This is a genomic window from Micromonospora sp. NPDC047134 (genome assembly GCF_040643455.1).
Classification (GTDB): domain Bacteria; phylum Actinomycetota; class Actinomycetes; order Mycobacteriales; family Micromonosporaceae; genus Micromonospora.
In genome coordinates, this window is the sequence record NZ_JBEYUI010000003.1 from 391,338 (window position 1) to 408,017 (window position 16,680).

Annotated in this window: 17 protein-coding genes; 10 read left to right on the top strand and 7 right to left on the bottom strand. The window is 70.9% G+C overall.

Features of this window, described 5'->3' with window-relative positions:
• The first annotated feature begins 3 nt into the window (after positions 1–3).
• The 7 genes from ABZ795_RS06995 to ABZ795_RS07025 are packed head-to-tail and all read left to right on the top strand — an operon-like array spanning position 4 to position 4,471.
• Positions 4–906: a type II secretion system F family protein gene (locus ABZ795_RS06995; protein ID WP_327023322.1), complete on the top strand. Its 903-nt coding sequence runs from the start codon at positions 4–6 to the stop codon at positions 904–906.
• Positions 903–1,766 (top strand): type II secretion system F family protein, encoded by an 864-nt coding sequence (locus ABZ795_RS07000; RefSeq protein WP_327023323.1) that lies wholly within the window; start codon positions 903–905, stop codon positions 1,764–1,766. The genes ABZ795_RS06995 and ABZ795_RS07000 overlap by 4 nt, the downstream gene beginning before the upstream one ends.
• 28 nt (positions 1,767–1,794) lie before the next feature.
• Positions 1,795–2,031 carry a hypothetical protein gene (locus tag ABZ795_RS07005; protein WP_327023324.1) on the top strand — a complete coding sequence of 79 codons (237 nt, stop codon included), beginning with the start codon at positions 1,795–1,797 and terminating at the stop codon, positions 2,029–2,031.
• A gap of 36 nt (positions 2,032–2,067) precedes the next feature.
• Positions 2,068–2,478, top strand: a complete 411-nt coding sequence (locus tag ABZ795_RS07010; RefSeq protein ID WP_357529567.1) for a TadE family protein — start codon at positions 2,068–2,070, stop codon at positions 2,476–2,478.
• A complete protein-coding gene (locus ABZ795_RS07015) occupies positions 2,463–2,930 on the top strand; it encodes a TadE/TadG family type IV pilus assembly protein (RefSeq protein WP_357529568.1) in 468 nt (155 codons plus the stop codon). Before ABZ795_RS07010 ends, ABZ795_RS07015 begins: the two co-directional genes overlap by 16 nt.
• Positions 2,927–3,352 (top strand): pilus assembly protein TadG-related protein, encoded by a 426-nt coding sequence (locus ABZ795_RS07020; RefSeq protein WP_357529570.1) that lies wholly within the window; start codon positions 2,927–2,929, stop codon positions 3,350–3,352. The genes ABZ795_RS07015 and ABZ795_RS07020 overlap by 4 nt, the downstream gene beginning before the upstream one ends.
• Before the next feature lie 15 nt (positions 3,353–3,367).
• On the top strand, positions 3,368–4,471 hold the full coding sequence (locus ABZ795_RS07025; RefSeq protein WP_357529571.1) for a LysM peptidoglycan-binding domain-containing protein: 1,104 nt from the start codon (positions 3,368–3,370) through the stop codon (positions 4,469–4,471).
• Positions 4,472–4,504: 33 nt separating this feature from the next.
• Here the strand turns inward: ABZ795_RS07025 and ABZ795_RS07030 are convergent, their stop codons facing one another.
• Entirely contained in the window at positions 4,505–5,356 is an 852-nt protein-coding gene (locus tag ABZ795_RS07030; RefSeq protein WP_357529574.1) for a Rieske (2Fe-2S) protein, read from the bottom strand.
• A gap of 196 nt (positions 5,357–5,552) precedes the next feature.
• Here ABZ795_RS07030 and ABZ795_RS07035 point away from each other — a divergent pair, with 196 nt between their 5' ends.
• Entirely contained in the window at positions 5,553–6,488 is a 936-nt protein-coding gene (locus ABZ795_RS07035; RefSeq protein ID WP_357529576.1) for a hypothetical protein, read from the top strand.
• Positions 6,489–6,510: 22 nt separating this feature from the next.
• Here ABZ795_RS07035 and ABZ795_RS07040 read toward each other — a convergent pair whose 3' ends face one another.
• The 6 genes from ABZ795_RS07040 to ABZ795_RS07065 form a co-directional block, all read right to left on the bottom strand.
• Positions 6,511–7,560 (bottom strand): NlpC/P60 family protein, encoded by a 1,050-nt coding sequence (locus ABZ795_RS07040; protein ID WP_357529578.1) that lies wholly within the window; start codon positions 7,558–7,560, stop codon positions 6,511–6,513.
• A 25-nt stretch (positions 7,561–7,585) separates the two neighbouring features.
• Positions 7,586–8,071: a poly-gamma-glutamate biosynthesis protein PgsC/CapC gene (locus ABZ795_RS07045; protein WP_327023332.1), complete on the bottom strand. Its 486-nt coding sequence runs from the start codon at positions 8,069–8,071 to the stop codon at positions 7,586–7,588.
• Positions 8,068–9,345 carry a poly-gamma-glutamate synthase PgsB gene (gene pgsB / locus ABZ795_RS07050; RefSeq protein WP_357529580.1) on the bottom strand — a complete coding sequence of 426 codons (1,278 nt, stop codon included), beginning with the start codon at positions 9,343–9,345 and terminating at the stop codon, positions 8,068–8,070. The genes ABZ795_RS07045 and pgsB overlap by 4 nt, the downstream gene beginning before the upstream one ends.
• Position 9,346: 1 nt before the next feature.
• Positions 9,347–11,548 carry a HAMP domain-containing protein gene (locus tag ABZ795_RS07055; protein WP_357529582.1) on the bottom strand — a complete coding sequence of 734 codons (2,202 nt, stop codon included), beginning with the start codon at positions 11,546–11,548 and terminating at the stop codon, positions 9,347–9,349.
• Positions 11,549–11,678: 130 nt separating this feature from the next.
• A complete protein-coding gene (locus ABZ795_RS07060; protein WP_357529584.1) occupies positions 11,679–12,893 on the bottom strand; it encodes a CapA family protein in 1,215 nt (404 codons plus the stop codon).
• A gap of 143 nt (positions 12,894–13,036) precedes the next feature.
• The gene (locus ABZ795_RS07065; protein ID WP_357529586.1) at positions 13,037–13,948 is read right to left on the bottom strand and encodes a phytoene/squalene synthase family protein; all 912 of its coding nucleotides are present in this window, start codon (positions 13,946–13,948) and stop codon (positions 13,037–13,039) included.
• Between the two features lie 64 nt (positions 13,949–14,012).
• Here ABZ795_RS07065 and ABZ795_RS07070 point away from each other — a divergent pair, with 64 nt between their 5' ends.
• Both ABZ795_RS07070 and crtI read left to right on the top strand, forming a co-directional pair.
• Positions 14,013–15,167: a polyprenyl synthetase family protein gene (locus ABZ795_RS07070; RefSeq protein ID WP_357529588.1), complete on the top strand. Its 1,155-nt coding sequence runs from the start codon at positions 14,013–14,015 to the stop codon at positions 15,165–15,167.
• On the top strand, positions 15,164–16,669 hold the full coding sequence (gene crtI, locus ABZ795_RS07075; RefSeq protein WP_357529590.1) for a phytoene desaturase family protein: 1,506 nt from the start codon (positions 15,164–15,166) through the stop codon (positions 16,667–16,669). The genes ABZ795_RS07070 and crtI overlap by 4 nt, the downstream gene beginning before the upstream one ends.
• Positions 16,670–16,680 lie beyond the last annotated feature (11 nt).

Sequence of the window (16,680 nt, forward strand, 5' to 3'; positions counted from 1 at the left end):
GCGGTGCTCGACAACATCGAACTCCTCGCCGTGGTCTCCGGGGCGGCCTGCGTGGCCGGGCTGGTGTTGACCGTCGTGGCCCTGGTCGGCACCCGCCGCCCGCCCGGCCCGGCACCGGGCGCGGGCCCGGGGATCAGCCGATTGTGGCGCGGCTCCGGCACCACCCTCCGCGAGCAGCAGGCCCACCAGGCCCTGCTGCTCGGCGCGGTGGTCGCGGGCGCCCTGGCCTTCCTGTTGACCGGGCTGCCGGTGGTCGGTCTGCTGGTAGCGGTCGCGGTGCCGGGCACCCCCTGGCTGTTCTCGGTCGGCCGGGCCGAACAGCGGGCCATCGCCCGGATCGAGGCGGTCGGTGAGTGGACCCGCCGCCTCAAGGACGTCTCCGCCACCGGGCAGGGACTCCAGCAGGCGATCATCGGCACGGTCGGCACCGCGCCGGAGGAGATCCAGGAGGAGGTACGGCTGCTCGCCGCCCGGCTCCAGGCCGGTTGGCTGGCCCGCTCCGCCCTGCTGGCCTTCGCCGACGAGATCGGCGACCCGGTCTGCGACCAGGTGGTGGCGGCCCTCATCCTGCACCTGACCGACCGGGGGGAACGGCTCGGTGACGTGCTCGGTTCCATCGCCTCGGCGGCGGCGGCCGAGGTGACCACCCGCCGGGAGATCGAGGCCAAGCGCACCCAGCCCCGGTTCGCGGTCCGGTTCCTCACCGGGATGACCCTGGCCACCATCGCGTACGGGCTGTTCAACGCCGAGTACGTGCAGCCGTACGGCACCTTCTTCGGGCAGTTGGTGATGGCGGTGCTGGGTGCCGCCTTCGTCGGCCTGCTGGCCTGGGTGCGCTCGATGAGCCAACCGCCCCGACCGGCCCGCTTCCTGCCCACCCCCGATCCCCACGAGGTGGTGGCGTGAACCTGCATCTCACCATCGCCGTGGTCGCCGGAGCGGCGGTCGGGCTGGGGGTCTTCCTGGTGGTACGCGAACTGGTGCCGGCCACCCCCGCACTGGGCCCGGCGTTGCGCCGGCTGCACCCGCCGCCCGGAGCCGCCCGACCCACCCCGGTCGACCGTCGACTGGACTGGCTAACCGGCCTGGCCCGCTGGCTGCGCCCTCCACACCGACAGTTGGCCCTGCTGGACCGCACCCCGGAGCAGTACGCCCTCTCCATGGTGTTGTCGGCCCTGATCGGGCTCGCCGCACCGGCCCTGCTCAGCTTCACCCTGTTCGCCGTCGGCATCTCGCTGCCGGTGGCCGTACCGGTGCTGGGCAGCCTGGGCCTGGCGGCCCTCTGTGCCCTGGTGGCGCATCGGGCGGTGCTGACCCGGGCCGAGGCCGCCCGGGAGGAGTTCCGCCAGGCAGTCTGCACCTACCTGGACCTGGTGGCGTTGCAGTTGGCTGCCGCGCACGGCCCGGTGCAGTCGCTGGAACGGGCCGCGGCGATCTGCGAGGGCTGGGTCTTCGACCGGATCTCCGAGGCGCTGCGGATCGCCCAGATGCAGATGCACTCCCCCTGGGACGAGCTGCGTGACCTGGCCGACCGGATCGGCATCCCGGAGTTGGGCGACGTCGGGGCGATCATGCGCTCCTCCGGCAGCGAGGGTGCCCAGGTGCACGAGACCCTGCGCAGCCGCGCCGACTCACTGCGCGACCAGATCCGCACCGACAACCTGGCTCGGGCCGAGGGGGTGACCAGTCGGCTCGACATCCCCGGGGCCCTGCTGGTCTTCGTCCTGCTCGGCTTCGCCATCTATCCGTTCCTTGCCCGCCTCTGAATCCGACCCCCAAGCGAAGGAGCAGCCCATGTCCGCCCTCACCACACTGCCGGGCGCGCTGAACGCGCGACTGACCCAGCTGCACGTGGCGCTTCAGACCCGCCTGACGGAAATGCGCGGGGACCGTGGCGACAGCCCGGTGCCCACCGCCGTGATCATCTTCGGCCTGGTGGCCGTGGCGATGGCGGTGACCGCCGCCGCCCTCGGCGCGGCGAACGACTGGATGGACAACATCCCCACCCACCAGAACCCGACGACGCGCTGACCGATGCGCCGCGCTCTCTCCGCCGTAGGGTGCCGGATGGTCACGGCCATCCGGCACCACCGGCGCTCGGGCGACGGCGAACGGGGTGGCAACCCGGTCGAGTTGGCCGTGACCCTGCCGGCGATCCTGCTGATGCTGTTCGCCGCGATCCAGGTCGCCGCGGTCTTCGTGGCCCGCTCGACCGCGCTCAACGCCGCGCAGAGCGGTGTCAACGCCCAACGGCTGCACGAGGCCGCCCCGGACGCCGGTGCCCAGCGGGCGACGACCTTCCTCAACCAGGCGGGCGACTGGCTGGTCGACTGGAAGGAGCCGGGGCCCAGTTGTGTCACCACGGCCACCGAGGTGACCTGCACGGTGACCGGTCGAGCCCTGTCGGTCGTACCGGGTGTCACCTTCTCCGTTCAACAGAGCGCACACGGGACGGTGGAACGATGGACCGATCCATGAGCCGGGGCTCGGTCTCGATCGAGGTGGCCGTGCTGGCACCGGCCTTCGTGGCGCTGATGGTGCTGGCCGGGGTCGCCGGTCGTACCGCCGTGGCCAGTGAGGCCCTGGAGGCCGCCGCCCACGACGCCGCCCGCGCGGCCTCGATATCCCGGGACGCCCCCACCGCCCGCCGGGAGGCCCGGGAGGCGGCCCGGCAGCAACTCGACTGGCGCGGCATCGCCTGCACCGGGGCCCCACAGCTCACCTTCCGGGGTACGGTCGACGGCCGGTCCACCACCTTCAACGCTGCCTTCCGCAGCCGGGTCGGGCAGGAGGCATCCGTCACGGTGGAACTCGCCTGCACGGTGTCCTACCAGGACATCAAGCTCCCGATGCTGAACAAGATGCCCGCGGGCAACCGGATCACCGTCTCGTTCACCTCCCCCCTGGACCGCTACCGGAGCCGGGGATGACCGCCGGCCGGGGCGACGCCGGGCGGGTGAGCATCTTCCTCGCCGTAGCCCTCGTCGGGGTGCTGGCCATCATCGGCATGGCCTTCGACGGCGCAGGACAACTGCGTACCCTCCAGCGGGCCGAGAACCTGGCCGCCGAGGCGGCGCGGGCCGGCGGGCAGGCCATCGACCGGGCCGCCGCCATCGAAGGTGGCCCCAAGCAGATCAACCAGCGGCAGGCCCGTCGGGCGGTGGCGGACTACCTGGCCGCCGCCGGGGCCAGTGGCCACACCGTCAGCTTCCCGGTGGTCGACGGCGAAACCCAGATCCAGGTACGCGTCACGGTCACCTACCACCGGGCCATGCTCGGTTTCTTCGGCTTCTCCAACACCGTCACCGTCTCCGGTGAGGCGACCGCGCGGCCGCTGACCGGGCTCCCCTGAGAGAAGGAGGTCGTCATGGCCGCATCGGGCGGTACCGCCGTACGGCGCCTCGGTCGCATCCTGACCGGCTTCGGTGCCCTGGTCGTGCTGGTCGGCCTGCTGGTCGGCGGGCCGATCGCGTTGCTGGCTTTCGCCGGCAACCCGTTGCCGGACCACGTACCGACCCTGGCGGAGATCGGCACCACCCTGACCAGCCGGGACGACGGTCAACTGTTCCTGCGGGCGTTGGCCCTGGTCGGCTGGTTCGGTTGGGCCACCTTCGCCCTCTCGGTGCTGGTGGAACTGGGTGCCCAGACCCTGCGCCGACCCGCCCCCCGGCTGCCCGGGATGGGCCGACAGCAGCGGGCCGCCGCCGCCCTGGTCGGCTCGGTCGCGCTGATCCTCGTCGCCAGTCCGGCCGCCGCCGCCACCGCCGCTTACACCACCGGGCCGTACCAGGCCGCCCCCACCGCGACGGTCGCCTACGCCTCCTCCGCGACCGGCCTGACGGCGACGGGATCGGATATCCAGGCGACCGTACGGGCGGACCAAGCCCCGGTCTATCAGGTGGCCAAGGGCGACTACCTGGGTAAGGTCGCCGACCGGTACCTGGACGACTTCGAGGACTACCGCGAACTGGCCACCCTCAACGGGCTGCGCAACCCGGACCAGATCCGCCCCGGCCAACTGATCAAGCTTCCGGCTCAGGCCCAGGATCAGGGGGTACGGCCGCACGCCACCGGTCGGCTGGTCACCCCGAAGGCGACCCCGGCCCGCCCCTCGCCACAGCCGGGGTCGGCGACGCCACAGCCGAGCCAGACCACGCCGCAGCCGGGGTCGGCCACGACCGTGCCCGTCTCGCCGGAGGATCGGCAGCCGACCGCGCCCCGTGACGAGGCCGCCGAGGATCAGTCTCCGGTGGTGACGGTGGGCGCGGCCCGGGCCGGCGATCCCGACCGGGTGAACCGTCCGTTGGCCATCTCCGCCGTACTGGCCGTGGCCAGCATCGTCGGCGCGCAGATCGGCGCCGTGCTGGGCCTGCGCCGACGGCCCGTCACCACCTCGGCCAGCAGCACCTGGCAGCACAGGCGCAGCAGCGCGCCCCGCGAACTTCCCACTGGCCGACACCGCAAGGACTGAGGAACTGCCGATCCGGCGCCAGCGGCTCGCAGGTCAGGGCAGGCGTGCCTCGAGCTTGCCGTTGACCACGCGGGTGGGCAGGATCTGCTGGTCGTTCGAGGAGGGGCCGTGCACCACCTCGCCGCCGTTGAGGCGGAAGGTGCTGCCGTGCCAGGGGCAGACCACGCAGGCGTGCCCGTCGATCTCGCGTACCTCACCCTCACCGAGCGGCCCGCTCTGGTGGGGGCAGCGCTCCAGCATCACGGTCACGTCGTCCCCGTGCCGGTAGAGGATCACCGACACCTCGTCGACCTTGCGGGTGACCAGTTCCCGTTGGGGCAGGCTGGCCATCTCCCCGATGGTGTGCCACCCCTCGCCGATCAGGTGCAGGTCGGAGACGGCGACATTCACCTGGGCACCCTGCTTGTACGCCAGGTGTCCACCGATGTACGCCCCGGCACTAGCGGCACTGAGTCCGAGGAAGCCCAGGGCGCGGCCGAGGCCGTGGCGGCCGGACAGCCGGGCGGCCAGCGAGCCCCCGTACAACACCAGGGCCACGCTGTTCGAGGCGGCGTGCACCAGGCCGACCCGGCGCTGGTCACGGGCCAGGGCCGCCCAGTCGTTGAGCCCCGCCACCGCGGAGGGCACGGCGCTGGCGGTGCCGACCGCGATGAGGGCGGTGGCCGCCCGCCGCTGACCCGGCAGCAGATCCAGTACGGCCGCACTCATCCAGGAACCGACCGTGACCTGCACCATCGCGGGGTGCAGCGGATGCCCCAGCCAGACCCCGTGCAGCAGATCTCGGACCCGCTGCCCCCGCAGGGTGCCCTGTACCGCGCGCTGCAACCGGTCACCGAACCGGTCAAGGCGGGAGTTCTGCTCAATCTTCGTTAATAGCTCTCGCACGACTACCGACTTCCCACCCCAGGCCCCCCCAAACCGCCCCCCACCCCCCAATCTCCCCCCACGCCCCACCCCCTCCCCCCGCCGATCTTGCACTTTCGGTCGCCGATACACCCCTTCCAGGCGGATTTGTCGAGGCAGAAAGTGCAAGATCGGCGGGGAGGGGCGGGGTGGGGGTGGGTGGGTTAGCCTGCTTCGGGTGGGGGAACAGGCGGGGGGCGTGGGGGCTAGGCGACGGACGGTGTTGGCTGCGGCCACGGCGGTCGGGCTGCTCGGCGGGGGGTGTGGTCCGGGCCCTTCATCAGCTGCCACCGAGTTGAATCTGGCGGGGCTTGTTGACGAGTTGACCGGGTCGTTGTCGGCGAACGAGCCGTACCGTGATCCGGATTCGGCGGAACGGCGTACGGCTGCGCGGGCGGCTCGGGCGCTGGTGGCCGGGGGCGACAAGACGGCAGGAGGCGACAAGTCGGCGGAGGCCGACCGGCTCTTCGCCGACCTGGGGTTCCAGGCTCGGCACGGGGTCGATTCGGCTACCGGTCGGGAGTGCAGCAGCTACCTTGCCGGGGGTTCCGACAGCCGGACCTGGGGGGCGGTACTGGTCGACCGGTCCGCCACCCCCCGCACGGTGATCGAGGTGCCGCACCCCGGGTTCGACATCAACACCGAGAAGATCGGACTGGCGTTGCACCGCCGGCTCCCCGGCAGTGTGCTGCTGGTCGCCGGTGCCCACCGGCAGGCCGCTGCCGGCGCCGCCGACGTGGCCCACAACAACCGTTCCCTGTTCCACAGTCTGGCCGTGACCTTCGCCGAGGCCGGCCTGGACGAGATCCAGCTGCACGGCTTCGCCGACCGCAATCTGCCCTCTTCGGACGTCGTCGTGTCTACCGGTTCGGCACCGACGAACCGGCTGGCCCGCCGGATCGCCGACAGCCTCTCCGAGCTTGGTCTGCGCACCTGCCGGTCCTGGGTACGCCGCTGCGGTCAACTGGAGGGACGCACCAACGAGCAGGGGCGCGCCGCCGCCGAGGCCGGGAGGGGCTTCGTCCACCTGGAGTTGAACTGGTCGATCCGCAGCGACTCGGCCACCGGCGACCGGGTGGTGGCGGCGCTGGCGGAGCGGCTCGCCGAGGACTGACCCCGACGAGCCGCCGCGAGGCTCACACTCGGCGGGCGGTCCGGAACCGCAGCGCCCAGTAGCCGGTGCCGTCGAGGATGGACTCGCCGCCCAGGTCACCCATGGTGGGCCCGTTGGCGGTGGTACGGCTGGAGATGAAGCGGTGGTGACCACGGTCGTCGACACCGAGGTAGATGCCCATGTGCTCGATGTTCGCGCCCTGGATCGGGCCGGCGTTGAAGAAGAGCATGTCGCCCGGGAGCAGACGGTCCAGCTCGCGGGCCCGCTTGCCGGTGTTCGGCATCAGCTGGGTGCCCGGTCCGACCGAGGCCATCGCGGTGGCCCGGCGGGGCAGGCCGGGACCGGCGTTGTTGGTGCCGAGCAGGGGGTAGCCGGCCCGGTAGCCGTACACCATCCGGACGAAGCCCGAGCAGTCCAGGCTGAGGAAGTGCGACGGATTGGGCCGCTCCTCCTTGTCCGGGAAGCTCCACGAGATCCCCAGGTAGTCGTAGAAGTCGGAGTTCTCCGCCCGGCCGTCCGGGTCGATGTCCGACAGCGGGCCGAAGGCGGCGTCCCCGGAGTACTGCCGCCCCTGCCGGTCCCGCTTGGGCTGACCCAGGTAGGTGTACTCCATCGCCAAGGCGAGGATGTCCGCCGACCGGTCCTTACGCGCCTTGGCGAACCAGTCGATGAACCACTTCTCCTCCTCCGCCCCGGCCCGCCATTGGCGGGGGGCCAGCCGTACCCAGAACTCGGTGTGCAGCTTGGCCTTGGTGAACCGAGGCTCGGCGAAGGTCCGCTTCTTGCCGATCAGATGGACCGTACGGGAACCGTCGGTCATGATCGCGATGGTCTTGCCTTTGTCGTCGAGCACCTGGGTCCGGTCCGGGGCGGTCATCCGGATGTAGCGCAGCCCGCTGGTAGCCGCCGGGGTGGCGGCCTGTGCGGCCTGCGGACCCAGGCTCAGTTCGAGCGGGGCCGGGATGGAGTGCCGGACGGCCACATAGGTGAAGGTGCCGCCGCCGACCAGCAGGGTGAAGGCGGCGATCACCATCAGCGCCGCCTGGCTGCGCGAGTAGGTCCGGTAGTTCATTCCCCGTTACCTCTTCGATCGGTGCTCAGGTGACCGGCACGAAGCCGGCCACGACGCCGCTCACCGCGACCCCGTAGGTGATGGCGGTGACCATGATGGTGGCCAGCACGGTGGCCTTCGGCGGCTGCCGGACGAGCTGGTAGGCGATCAGTCCCGGCGCGACGAAGCCCAGGGTCTGGTGGGCGAAGAGCAACGGTAGATCGCGTTGGACGATGATGAACAGCGTCATCTGCAGGAAAACGCTGAGCAGCACGATCGCGGCGAACAGTCGCTTGCCGTAGAGGATCACCATGCGCTGCATCAGCCGGGTCAGGCCGTAGGTGACCACGGTCATCACCACGATCACCCCGGCCTGGAGCGGGTCCTCGATCAGCGCCAACGCGATCCAGCCGGGCGTGATCATTCCGCCCGGGGACAGGTTGGTGGTCAGGTAACACAGCAACGCGAAGACCAGGCCGATGCCCAGGCAGGCGGTCGCGAGCTGAGCACTCAGCTCTCCCCCGAAAATCATCGCCGGATCCCTCCCAGGAAAACGGTCTCGGCGTCCACGTCGAACCCGGGCGTGCTCGGCGTACGCAACATCGATTCGGCGCGGTCACGGCCGCGCGGCTCCCAACTCGGCAGGGCGGCCAACTCGTGCAGCAGCACCTCACCCTGGCCGTGGATGTTGCCGACCGCGATCACCGAGCCGTCCGGGGCGGTGGCGGCCATCACCTCGGCGAGCAGCCGTTCGGGGGGCAGCTTTCCGCCCAGGTCGACCACCCGGCCCTGAAGGTCCGCCGGCACGTTGACCCGGGCGCTGCGGGTCATCTCGCCGATCAGCACGATCCGCTGGGGCTGTACGCGACCGGCCAGGGTGCCCATCTGCCCGTTGCGTTCCACCCGGTCCGGACGACAGTTGATCACCATGGTCAACGGCCGGTTGATCAACTGCTGCTGCTCCAACTGCTGGATGTTCATGAAGGTCGACTCGGGGTCGTTCGCGGCGAAGATGTTCGCGAAGCGCACCCGCTTGTCCTGGTGGAGCACCCGGGCCACGGAGAGCACCCCGGGGTCGGGGGGTGCCGCCCACATCCCGGCCAGGGCGCTGCGCCGGTCCACTCCCAGTTCCGCGGCGACGGCCAGGGCGATCGCCACGTTCTCCTTGAAGGTGATCCAGCCGAAGCCGGCCATCTCCTGATCGGTCACCGACTCCGGGTCGACCGAGATCAGTCGGCAGTTCCGCTTGGCGGCCTCCTGTTCCAGGATGGCCAGCCGGTCCTTCTCGGCGGTGATGCAGATGCCACCCTCCGGCATGGAACGACTCAACGACCGGGCCACGTCGTCGAGGGTGGGCCCCATCTCGGCCAGGTGATCCTCGCGGACGTTGCACAGCACCCCGATGTTCGACCGGATCAACTTGCTCTGGTTGATCTCCTGAAGCGCCGGCATGACCGCCATGCACTCGATGACCAGGGCGTCCGGGTGGTAGACGGCCGCCCGCCGGACGATGCCGATCTGCTCCACCACGTTGGCGATGCCGAACTTGCGGTGCACCGGCTCCTCGCTGGCGTCCGGGAAGATGAACCGGGCCGCGGTGCCGGTGGTCTTGGCCACCACTACCTTGTTCCCCCCGCGCAGGGCACCGGCGCACAGCCGGGTGATGGAACTCTTGCCCCGAATGCCGTTGACCAGCACCCGGTGCGGGATGGTGTTCAGGTTGCGGTAGTGGTTGCGCTGCTCGATCACTCCCGCCACGACCAGGGCGAGACAGCACAAGCTGTAGACGGTGTACAGGTAGAACATGTCAGCCCTTCGTCCCCCGACCGGTGCCCGCCGCCGAACGCACCCTCGGCAGGACGGTGGTGCGGTCGGCCCCGGCGCCCCGCAGCCGCAGGGCCCCGCCGAATCGCGCCGAGCCGGTGTGCCGGACCTGGCGGCAGATCTCCAGACACATCGCGATCGCACCGATGTCGTCGTGCCGTTGCGGCGGCACCGGCAGCTCGACGTTGCCCTCGCTCATCCGGTCGGCGACATTCGCCAACCGACGCAGGGGCCGGACGAAGATGTAGAGCTGCCATACATGGGTCAGCAGCACGACCCCGACGGCTGCTCCGGCCATCAGCAGGGTCCAGCGCTGCTCGACCAGTTCCGGCAGCCGCAGCCCGGAGGTGTCCTGCTCGATCACGACCGCCCACTCCAGGTGGGCCACCGTCCCGGGCGCGGACAGGCCGGCGGCGGCGACCAGGGCGGGCTCCCCCTCGGCGGTACGTGACCGGCCGACCGTCCCGCCCGGCAGGGCCTCCACGGCGGCCTCCCGGACCAGGTCACCCTGCAAGGGTTGGAAGGCCTGGAAGCCCTCGGAATCCAGCACGGTACGCAACTCGGCGTCGACCACATAGGTACGCCCGCTGACCCGGCGCACCAGGCCCAGCAGCCGGTCCGGGTCGAACTCGCCGACGATCGAGTAGCCGTCGGCCATCTGGTTGTAGGCGTACACGACGGGTAGGCGCTGCACCGTCCGGTCCAGGTGGATGCCGATCTCGCCGGGCAGTGGCTCGACCGTACGCAGCGGACGGCGGCCCGCGCTGGCCAGCACTGTGCCGTCCCGATCCACCAGGTAGAGGGCCCGCAACCGGTCGTCGGTGTCGAGTTCCCGGTCGAGTCGCCTGCCGGCCTGCTCCAGGTCCTGCACGTTGAAGCCGTACGAGGTCCGTGAGACCGTGACCAGTCCACCGTCGAGGAGGTTGCCCAGCGCGCTGCTGGCCTCCTCGGCACGGTTCTCCTCGTCGCGCATGAGTTGCACCGGAACGGTCGGGTCCGGAGCCCGCAGTCCGAGCGCGACGACCGCCGCCGGCCAGAGCAGGGCGATGACGAGGGCGACGCTGAGGCCCTGGAGCACGGTCGGGCGCCAGCGCCGGTCGGTGGGGAACTGCTCACCGGAGGTCAGGGCCAGGGCGCGGGCGATCCGGTGGGCCTCCCGGATGCGCAGCTTCGGCCGCCGGGCGGTGATGGCCCCGCAGGCGTCCGCCTTGGCCTGGCTGAGCAGCACCCGTACGGGCAGGAACAGCGACCTGCGCATGATCCAGAAGCTGAGCAGGCCGACGGCCAGCAGGCTGAGTCCCAGCAGCAGGCCCTTGCGCACCGAGGTTCCGGTGCTCACCTCGGTGGTGAGCAGGGAGACGATCACCAGGCCGGAGCTGCCCACCGGGGCGGAGGAGATCAGCAGTCGTCGGTCCGACCATTCCTTGACGACGACCTGTCGGCTCTGCCGGGAGCCGGCCTCGACCAGCCCTTCGAAGATCGTCGGCAGGTGGGCCGCCTCGACCGCGTTGGCCCCCTGCATCAGGCTGATCGTGCCGTCCGGGGTCAGGGCGTGGATGCCGTGTCCGGCGTCCGGGTTGAGTCGCAGGTTCCGCATGGTGAGCGGCTGGGTGGCCAGGACGACCCGGGTCTCGTCCAGCGCGATCCCGTACACCATGAGGGGTCCGTCGGCGTTGGTCACCGCCAGGGTGGAGCCGATCGGCAGTTCCGCGGGCAGCAGCTCAAGTGGCAGCTCCGTGCCCTTGGCCGTGATCACCTGCCGGGTCCCGGCGTCCATGATCAACGCCCCGCTGATGTTGCGTCCTCCGCTGATCAGGCGGTTCAGCAGCTCGGCGTCGGTGCTCTCGCCGCGGTTCTGCACCATCCGGGTCAGTTCATCGCGTCGGGCGGTGGCGTCCAGCCGGATGCTGGAGGCCAGCTTGGCGACGATGTCCCGCTGCGAGTCGACCACGGCCGGCAGCGCGCCGTGCTGGGCGTTCACCGCGAAGCCGAGGACGGCCGCGACGACGACGAACATCGTCGCCAGGAGGTAGACCAGGGAGGGGGCGTTGGTCCCCGCCGGGAAGGCCGCCGCCGGCAACTGCTGTTCCAGAGCACGGCGTCGCCATGCCACCAGTTGCGCCTGGTCGTTGACCGAACCGCCTATCGGCTGCTGTGGCGCACCTTGGGCCGAACCGCTTCGCACCTGAGGACAACCTTCCGGGGGTGGCCAGGCTGCCATGAAGACCTGTCCGCCCAGCTCAATGCCAGGCAGGGACGCCAGGCCGGGCAGATGCTAGCAAGGCTCACGTTCACCGAGGGTCCGGTATTTACGGTCAGGACCCCGGTCGCGCCCCCCGGACGACCAGCCCTTCGGTGTCGGCACCCCTGGTCAACAAGCTGCCCTCGATCCGGTCGACCGCCGCCTCGTAGATCGTGCGCCGCCCCGGGGGCAGGGCAGGATCGGCCAGTTTCCGCCCAAGATCAACCAAACGGATATCCGGATTAAGATCAACGAAGGTGGGAATGGCCTCAATGGCCACCACCTTCCACCGGTTCGTATCGCCCGCCGGGCCGAACACCGCTCGGATCATCACCCCGTCCCGGTTGGTGTTCACGGGCTGGGCATGCCGGGCGATGTGGTTGCCCATGCCGTAGACGATCCAGGTGTCCCCGATCCGCTCGACCGGCTGCACCACATGCGCGTGGTGCCCGAAGACCAGGTCCACATCGTCGATCTCGGCGACCGCGCGCGCCCAGGTCTGCTGGTCGACGTCGGGCTCGTGCTCGTACTCGGTGCCCCAGTGCAGGCTGACCACGACGATCTCCGCGCCGGACTGCCGGGCCGCCGCGGCCTCGCGCCGGATGGCCTGCGGGTCGATCAGATTCGACACCCACTCCTTGCCGGCGGGCGGACGCAGACCGTTGTAGCTCTTGGTGTAGCTGAGGTGCCCGACCTTGACACCCTTGACCTCGTAGATCTTGGCGGCACCGGCTCCCCGCTTGGTCCGGTAGCTGCCGGTGTGACCGAGGCCGACCTCATCGAGGGCGTCCAGAGTGCGCTTGACCCCCTCCATCCCCTGGTCGATGGTGTGGTTCGAGGCGGTCGAGCAGCCGTCGTACCCGGCGGCCTTGATGCCCTGCACGATCTCTCGGGGCACGCTGAACTTGGGAAAGCCGATGTACGGCCCACCCGGCGGGGCCACCGGGGTCTCCAGGTGACACAGGGCCAGGTCGGCTGCGGAGACCGTCTCGCGTACGTGCTCCAGCATCGGCCCGAAGTCCAGGCCGCCGGCACCGTCCCGGCGGGCCTGATCCCACAACTCCGGGTGTACGAGGATGTCGCCGGAGCCGATCACCGAGATCGTGCGACCGGAGACCTTCTCCGCGGCGGCGATCGGACGGGGTGTGCCGATCGGCGCGGGCTCCTCGGAGGACCAGGGTCCGAACACGTAGATGGCACCTGCGGCGACCGCCAGCGCCGTCACCGAACCCAGGATCGCCCGAAGCGTTCCGGAGAACCCGCCGCTGGACTCAGAGCTTCTCGACACTGCGACAGGCTAGACCGCCAGCCCGACCACCCGATCCCACCCCTGCGGGTCGGGCTGCTCGACTCCGTCACCCCGAAACGGCGGAATCAACCCGCCGCCGACCCCGCCATCCCGGCGAAACGGCTACGACCCACCGGCCCCGATCAGGGCGCCGGAGGCCCCGGCAGGGCCACCGGGGCGCCGGTCCGGGTGAGCAGGGCCCGAGCCGCCACGGACATCCGGCGTCGCTGCCCGACGGTGGCCCGCCGGACGAACACGTCGTAATCCTGCGCGGCCACCTCGTCCAGGATGCCCCCGTAGAGCAGGTACGCGGTGCGGATGCAGGACTGCGAGCCGGGCTCCAGCATGAGCACCCCGGGGGCGGCGGCGGCGTAGTGGGCCTGGGCCCGGGTGACCTCGTACCGGATCAACTCACGCACCGGCTCGGTGGTCCGACCGGCGGCCCGGCAGGCCAGCAGATCGTCGCGGGTCACCCCGAACTTCGCCAGGTCCTCCTCCGGCAGGTAGGTCCGGCCCCGGTCCAGGTCCTCGGCCACGTCCCGGATGAAGTTGGTGAGCTGGAAGGCGAAGCCGAGCTGACGAGCCGGCTCCCGGGCCGCCGCCAGGGAGGGGCTGCCCAGGATCGGCAGCATCATCGTGCCGATGACCGCGGCCGATCCCTCCATGTAGTCCAGCAGGTGGTCATAGGTGCGGTAGGAGGTGACCGTCAGGTCCATCGCCATGCTCTTGAGGAACGAGGCGAAATCCTCCCGATCCAGGTCGAAGACGGCGATGGTGTGCAGCACCGCCGGCAGTAACGGGTCGTCGACCGGCTCGCCGTGCAGCCCGGCCACGAACCGCCCACCCCAGTCGTCCAGCAGGGCCGCCCGCTCGGCCGGCGGCAGCGCCTCCGTCTGATCGACGATCTCGTCGGCGTACCGGGTGAATCCATAAAGGGCATGAACATGTCGGCGTTTCCATGCGGGCAGCAGCCGGGTAGCGAGATAGTACGTGCGTCCGTGCTGTCTGTGCAGGTCACGGCACCGACCGTAAGCGGTGGCGAGGTCCAGATCCATTCGCCCTCCCAGGAATCGACGCACCAATCGACGCAACTAGAGACCCTAGGGTACGCTCAGCCGCATGGCCAACGACCGACTAACGGGTAACCTCCTTCGCGTGTTGCCTGAACAGCCGGTCGGTGGAGACGAACCGATTCCGGCCGTCCTGGCCGCGTACACCCGGGATCTCGTCCTCTCGGTGGAGCAGACCCTCGCCGGTTTCCTCGACGCCGAAGTAGCGGCGTTGGCCGCGATCGATCCGGCGATGGGCGGCTTCGCCGCCACGGCCCGTGACTGCGTTCTCGCTGGTGGTAAACGAGTCCGCCCGATCTTCGGCTACTGGGGATGGCGTGGCGCGGTCGGCGATGCCGAGCCGCTGGACACCGTGCTGCCCGCACTGGCCACCCTGGAGCTTCTGCACGCCTTCGCCCTGGTCCACGACGACGTGATGGACCACTCCGCCACCCGACGAGGGCGTCCCACCGCCCACGTGGCGGTGGCCGCCCAACACGCCGCAGCCGGCCGCAGCGGCGACTCCGGCCGGTTCGGCGAGGCCGTCGCGGTGCTGATCGGGGACCTCTGCCTGGTCTGGGCCGATGAGTTGCTGGCCCGCTCCGGGCTGGCCCCGGAGCGCCTGCTTCAGGTACGCCGCGGTTACGACCGGATGCGGGTGGAGACCATCGCCGGGCAGTACCTCGACGTCCTCGGTGAGAGCGATCCGCAGAACTGGTCGGTCGACCGGGCCCTGCGGGTGGCCCGATACAAGACCGCCAGCTACACCGTCCAGCGTCCCCTGCTGTTCGGGGCCAGCCTGGCCGGGGTCCACGACGACGCCCCACTGGCCGCCGCGTACACCCGCTACGGGCTGGCGGTCGGAGAGGCCTTCCAACTCCGCGACGACCTGCTCGGGGTCTACGGCGATCCGCGTACCACCGGCAAACCCGCCGGTGACGACCTGCGCACCGGCAAACCGACCGCCCTGCTGATGCTGGCCCGCGAGCTGGCCTCACCGGCCCAGCGCCGAGCCCTGGAGGGCAGCGGCTCGGTTTCCACCGAGCCGGAGGTGGCCCGCCTGGCCGAGATCGTGCTCGACACCGGGGCGGTCGGCCGGATCGAGCGGATGATCGACGAACGGGTCCAGGAGGCGGTGGCCGCGCTGGCCACGGTCACCATCGACGAGACCGCCCGCACCGCGCTGTTCGCCCTGGCCAGCGCAGCCACCGACCGGAGGGCATGATGGCCAGCAGGAGATCGTCGGCGCGCACGGTCGCCGGGCGTACGGATCGGGTGGTCGTGGTCGGAGCCGGCCTGGGCGGCCTGGCCTGCGCCCTGCACCTGGCCGGCAGCGGGCGGCAGGTCACCCTGCTGGAACGCGAGCCGCTGCCGGGTGGTCGGGCGGGCCGACTCAGTGTCGACGGGTACGAGTTCGACACCGGGCCGACCGTGCTGACCATGCCCGACCTGATCGCGGAGGCTCTCGGGGCGGTCGGGGAGGAGTTGAGCGACTGGCTCGACCTGGTCCCCCTGGATCCGGCCTATCGGGCCTACTACCCGGACGGGTCGACCCTGGACGTGATCACCGACACGGCCCGGATGGCGGCGGAGATCTCCCGGGTCTGCGGGCCCCGTGAGGCCGACGGCTACCTGCGGTTCGTCGACTTCGCCCGCAACCTGTGGCGGCTGGAGCGGGCCGACTTCATCGAGCGCAACTTCGACGCGCCGACCGACCTGCTCACCGCCAACCTGCTCAAGCTGATGGCCACCGGGGCCTTCCGGCGGCTGCAAACCAAGATCGACCAGTTCTTCCGCGACCCGCGCACCCGACGCATCTTCTCCTTCCAGGCGATGTACGCCGGGCTGTCGCCGCACGACGCCCTGGCCATCTACGCCGTGATCGCGTACCTCGACTCGGTCGCGGGGGTCTACTTCCCCCGCGGCGGGGTCCACGCGGTCTCCCGGGCCCTGGCCGGGGCGGCGGAGAAACACGGCGTACGCATCCGGTACGGCACCACGGTGACCCGGGTGGAGACCGCGAACGGCCGGGCCACCGGGGTGCTGACCGCCGACGGCGAGTTCGTGCCGGCGGACGCGGTGGTGCTCAACCCCGACCTGCCGGTGGCCTACCGTGACCTGCTCCCGCCGGCCCGCCAGCGCCGGTTGGCCTACTCGCCCTCCTGCGTGGTGCTGCATGTCGGCTCGACCCAGGGGTACGGGCGGATCGCCCACCACAACATCCACTTCGGCCGGGCCTGGAAGGGCACCTTCGACGAGGTGATCCGGCGGGGGGAGCTGATGACCGACCCCTCCCTGCTGGTCACCAACCCGAGCCGGACCGATCCGGCGGTGGCCCCGGCCGGTCGGCACACCTACTACGTGCTGGCCCCGGTGCCCAACCTCGACCGGGCCCCCTTCGACTGGCGCGGCGACCTCACCGCCCGCTACACCGACCAACTGATCGCCACCCTCGAGGAACGCGGCTATGTCGGCTTCGGCGCCGGGGTAGAGGTGCTCCAGGCGATCACTCCGGCGGAGTGGGCGGAACAGGGCATGGCTGCGGGCACTCCCTTCGCCGCCTCGCACAGCCTGTTCCAGACCGGCCCCTTCCGGCCGGCGAACCTGCACCGGTCACTGCCCAACGTGGTGTTCGTCGGTTCCGGCACCCAACCCGGGGTCGGCGTCCCGATGGTGCTCATCTCCGGCAAACTCGCCGCAGGCCGGATCACCGGGGCCGACCGGTGAGGTCGTACGGT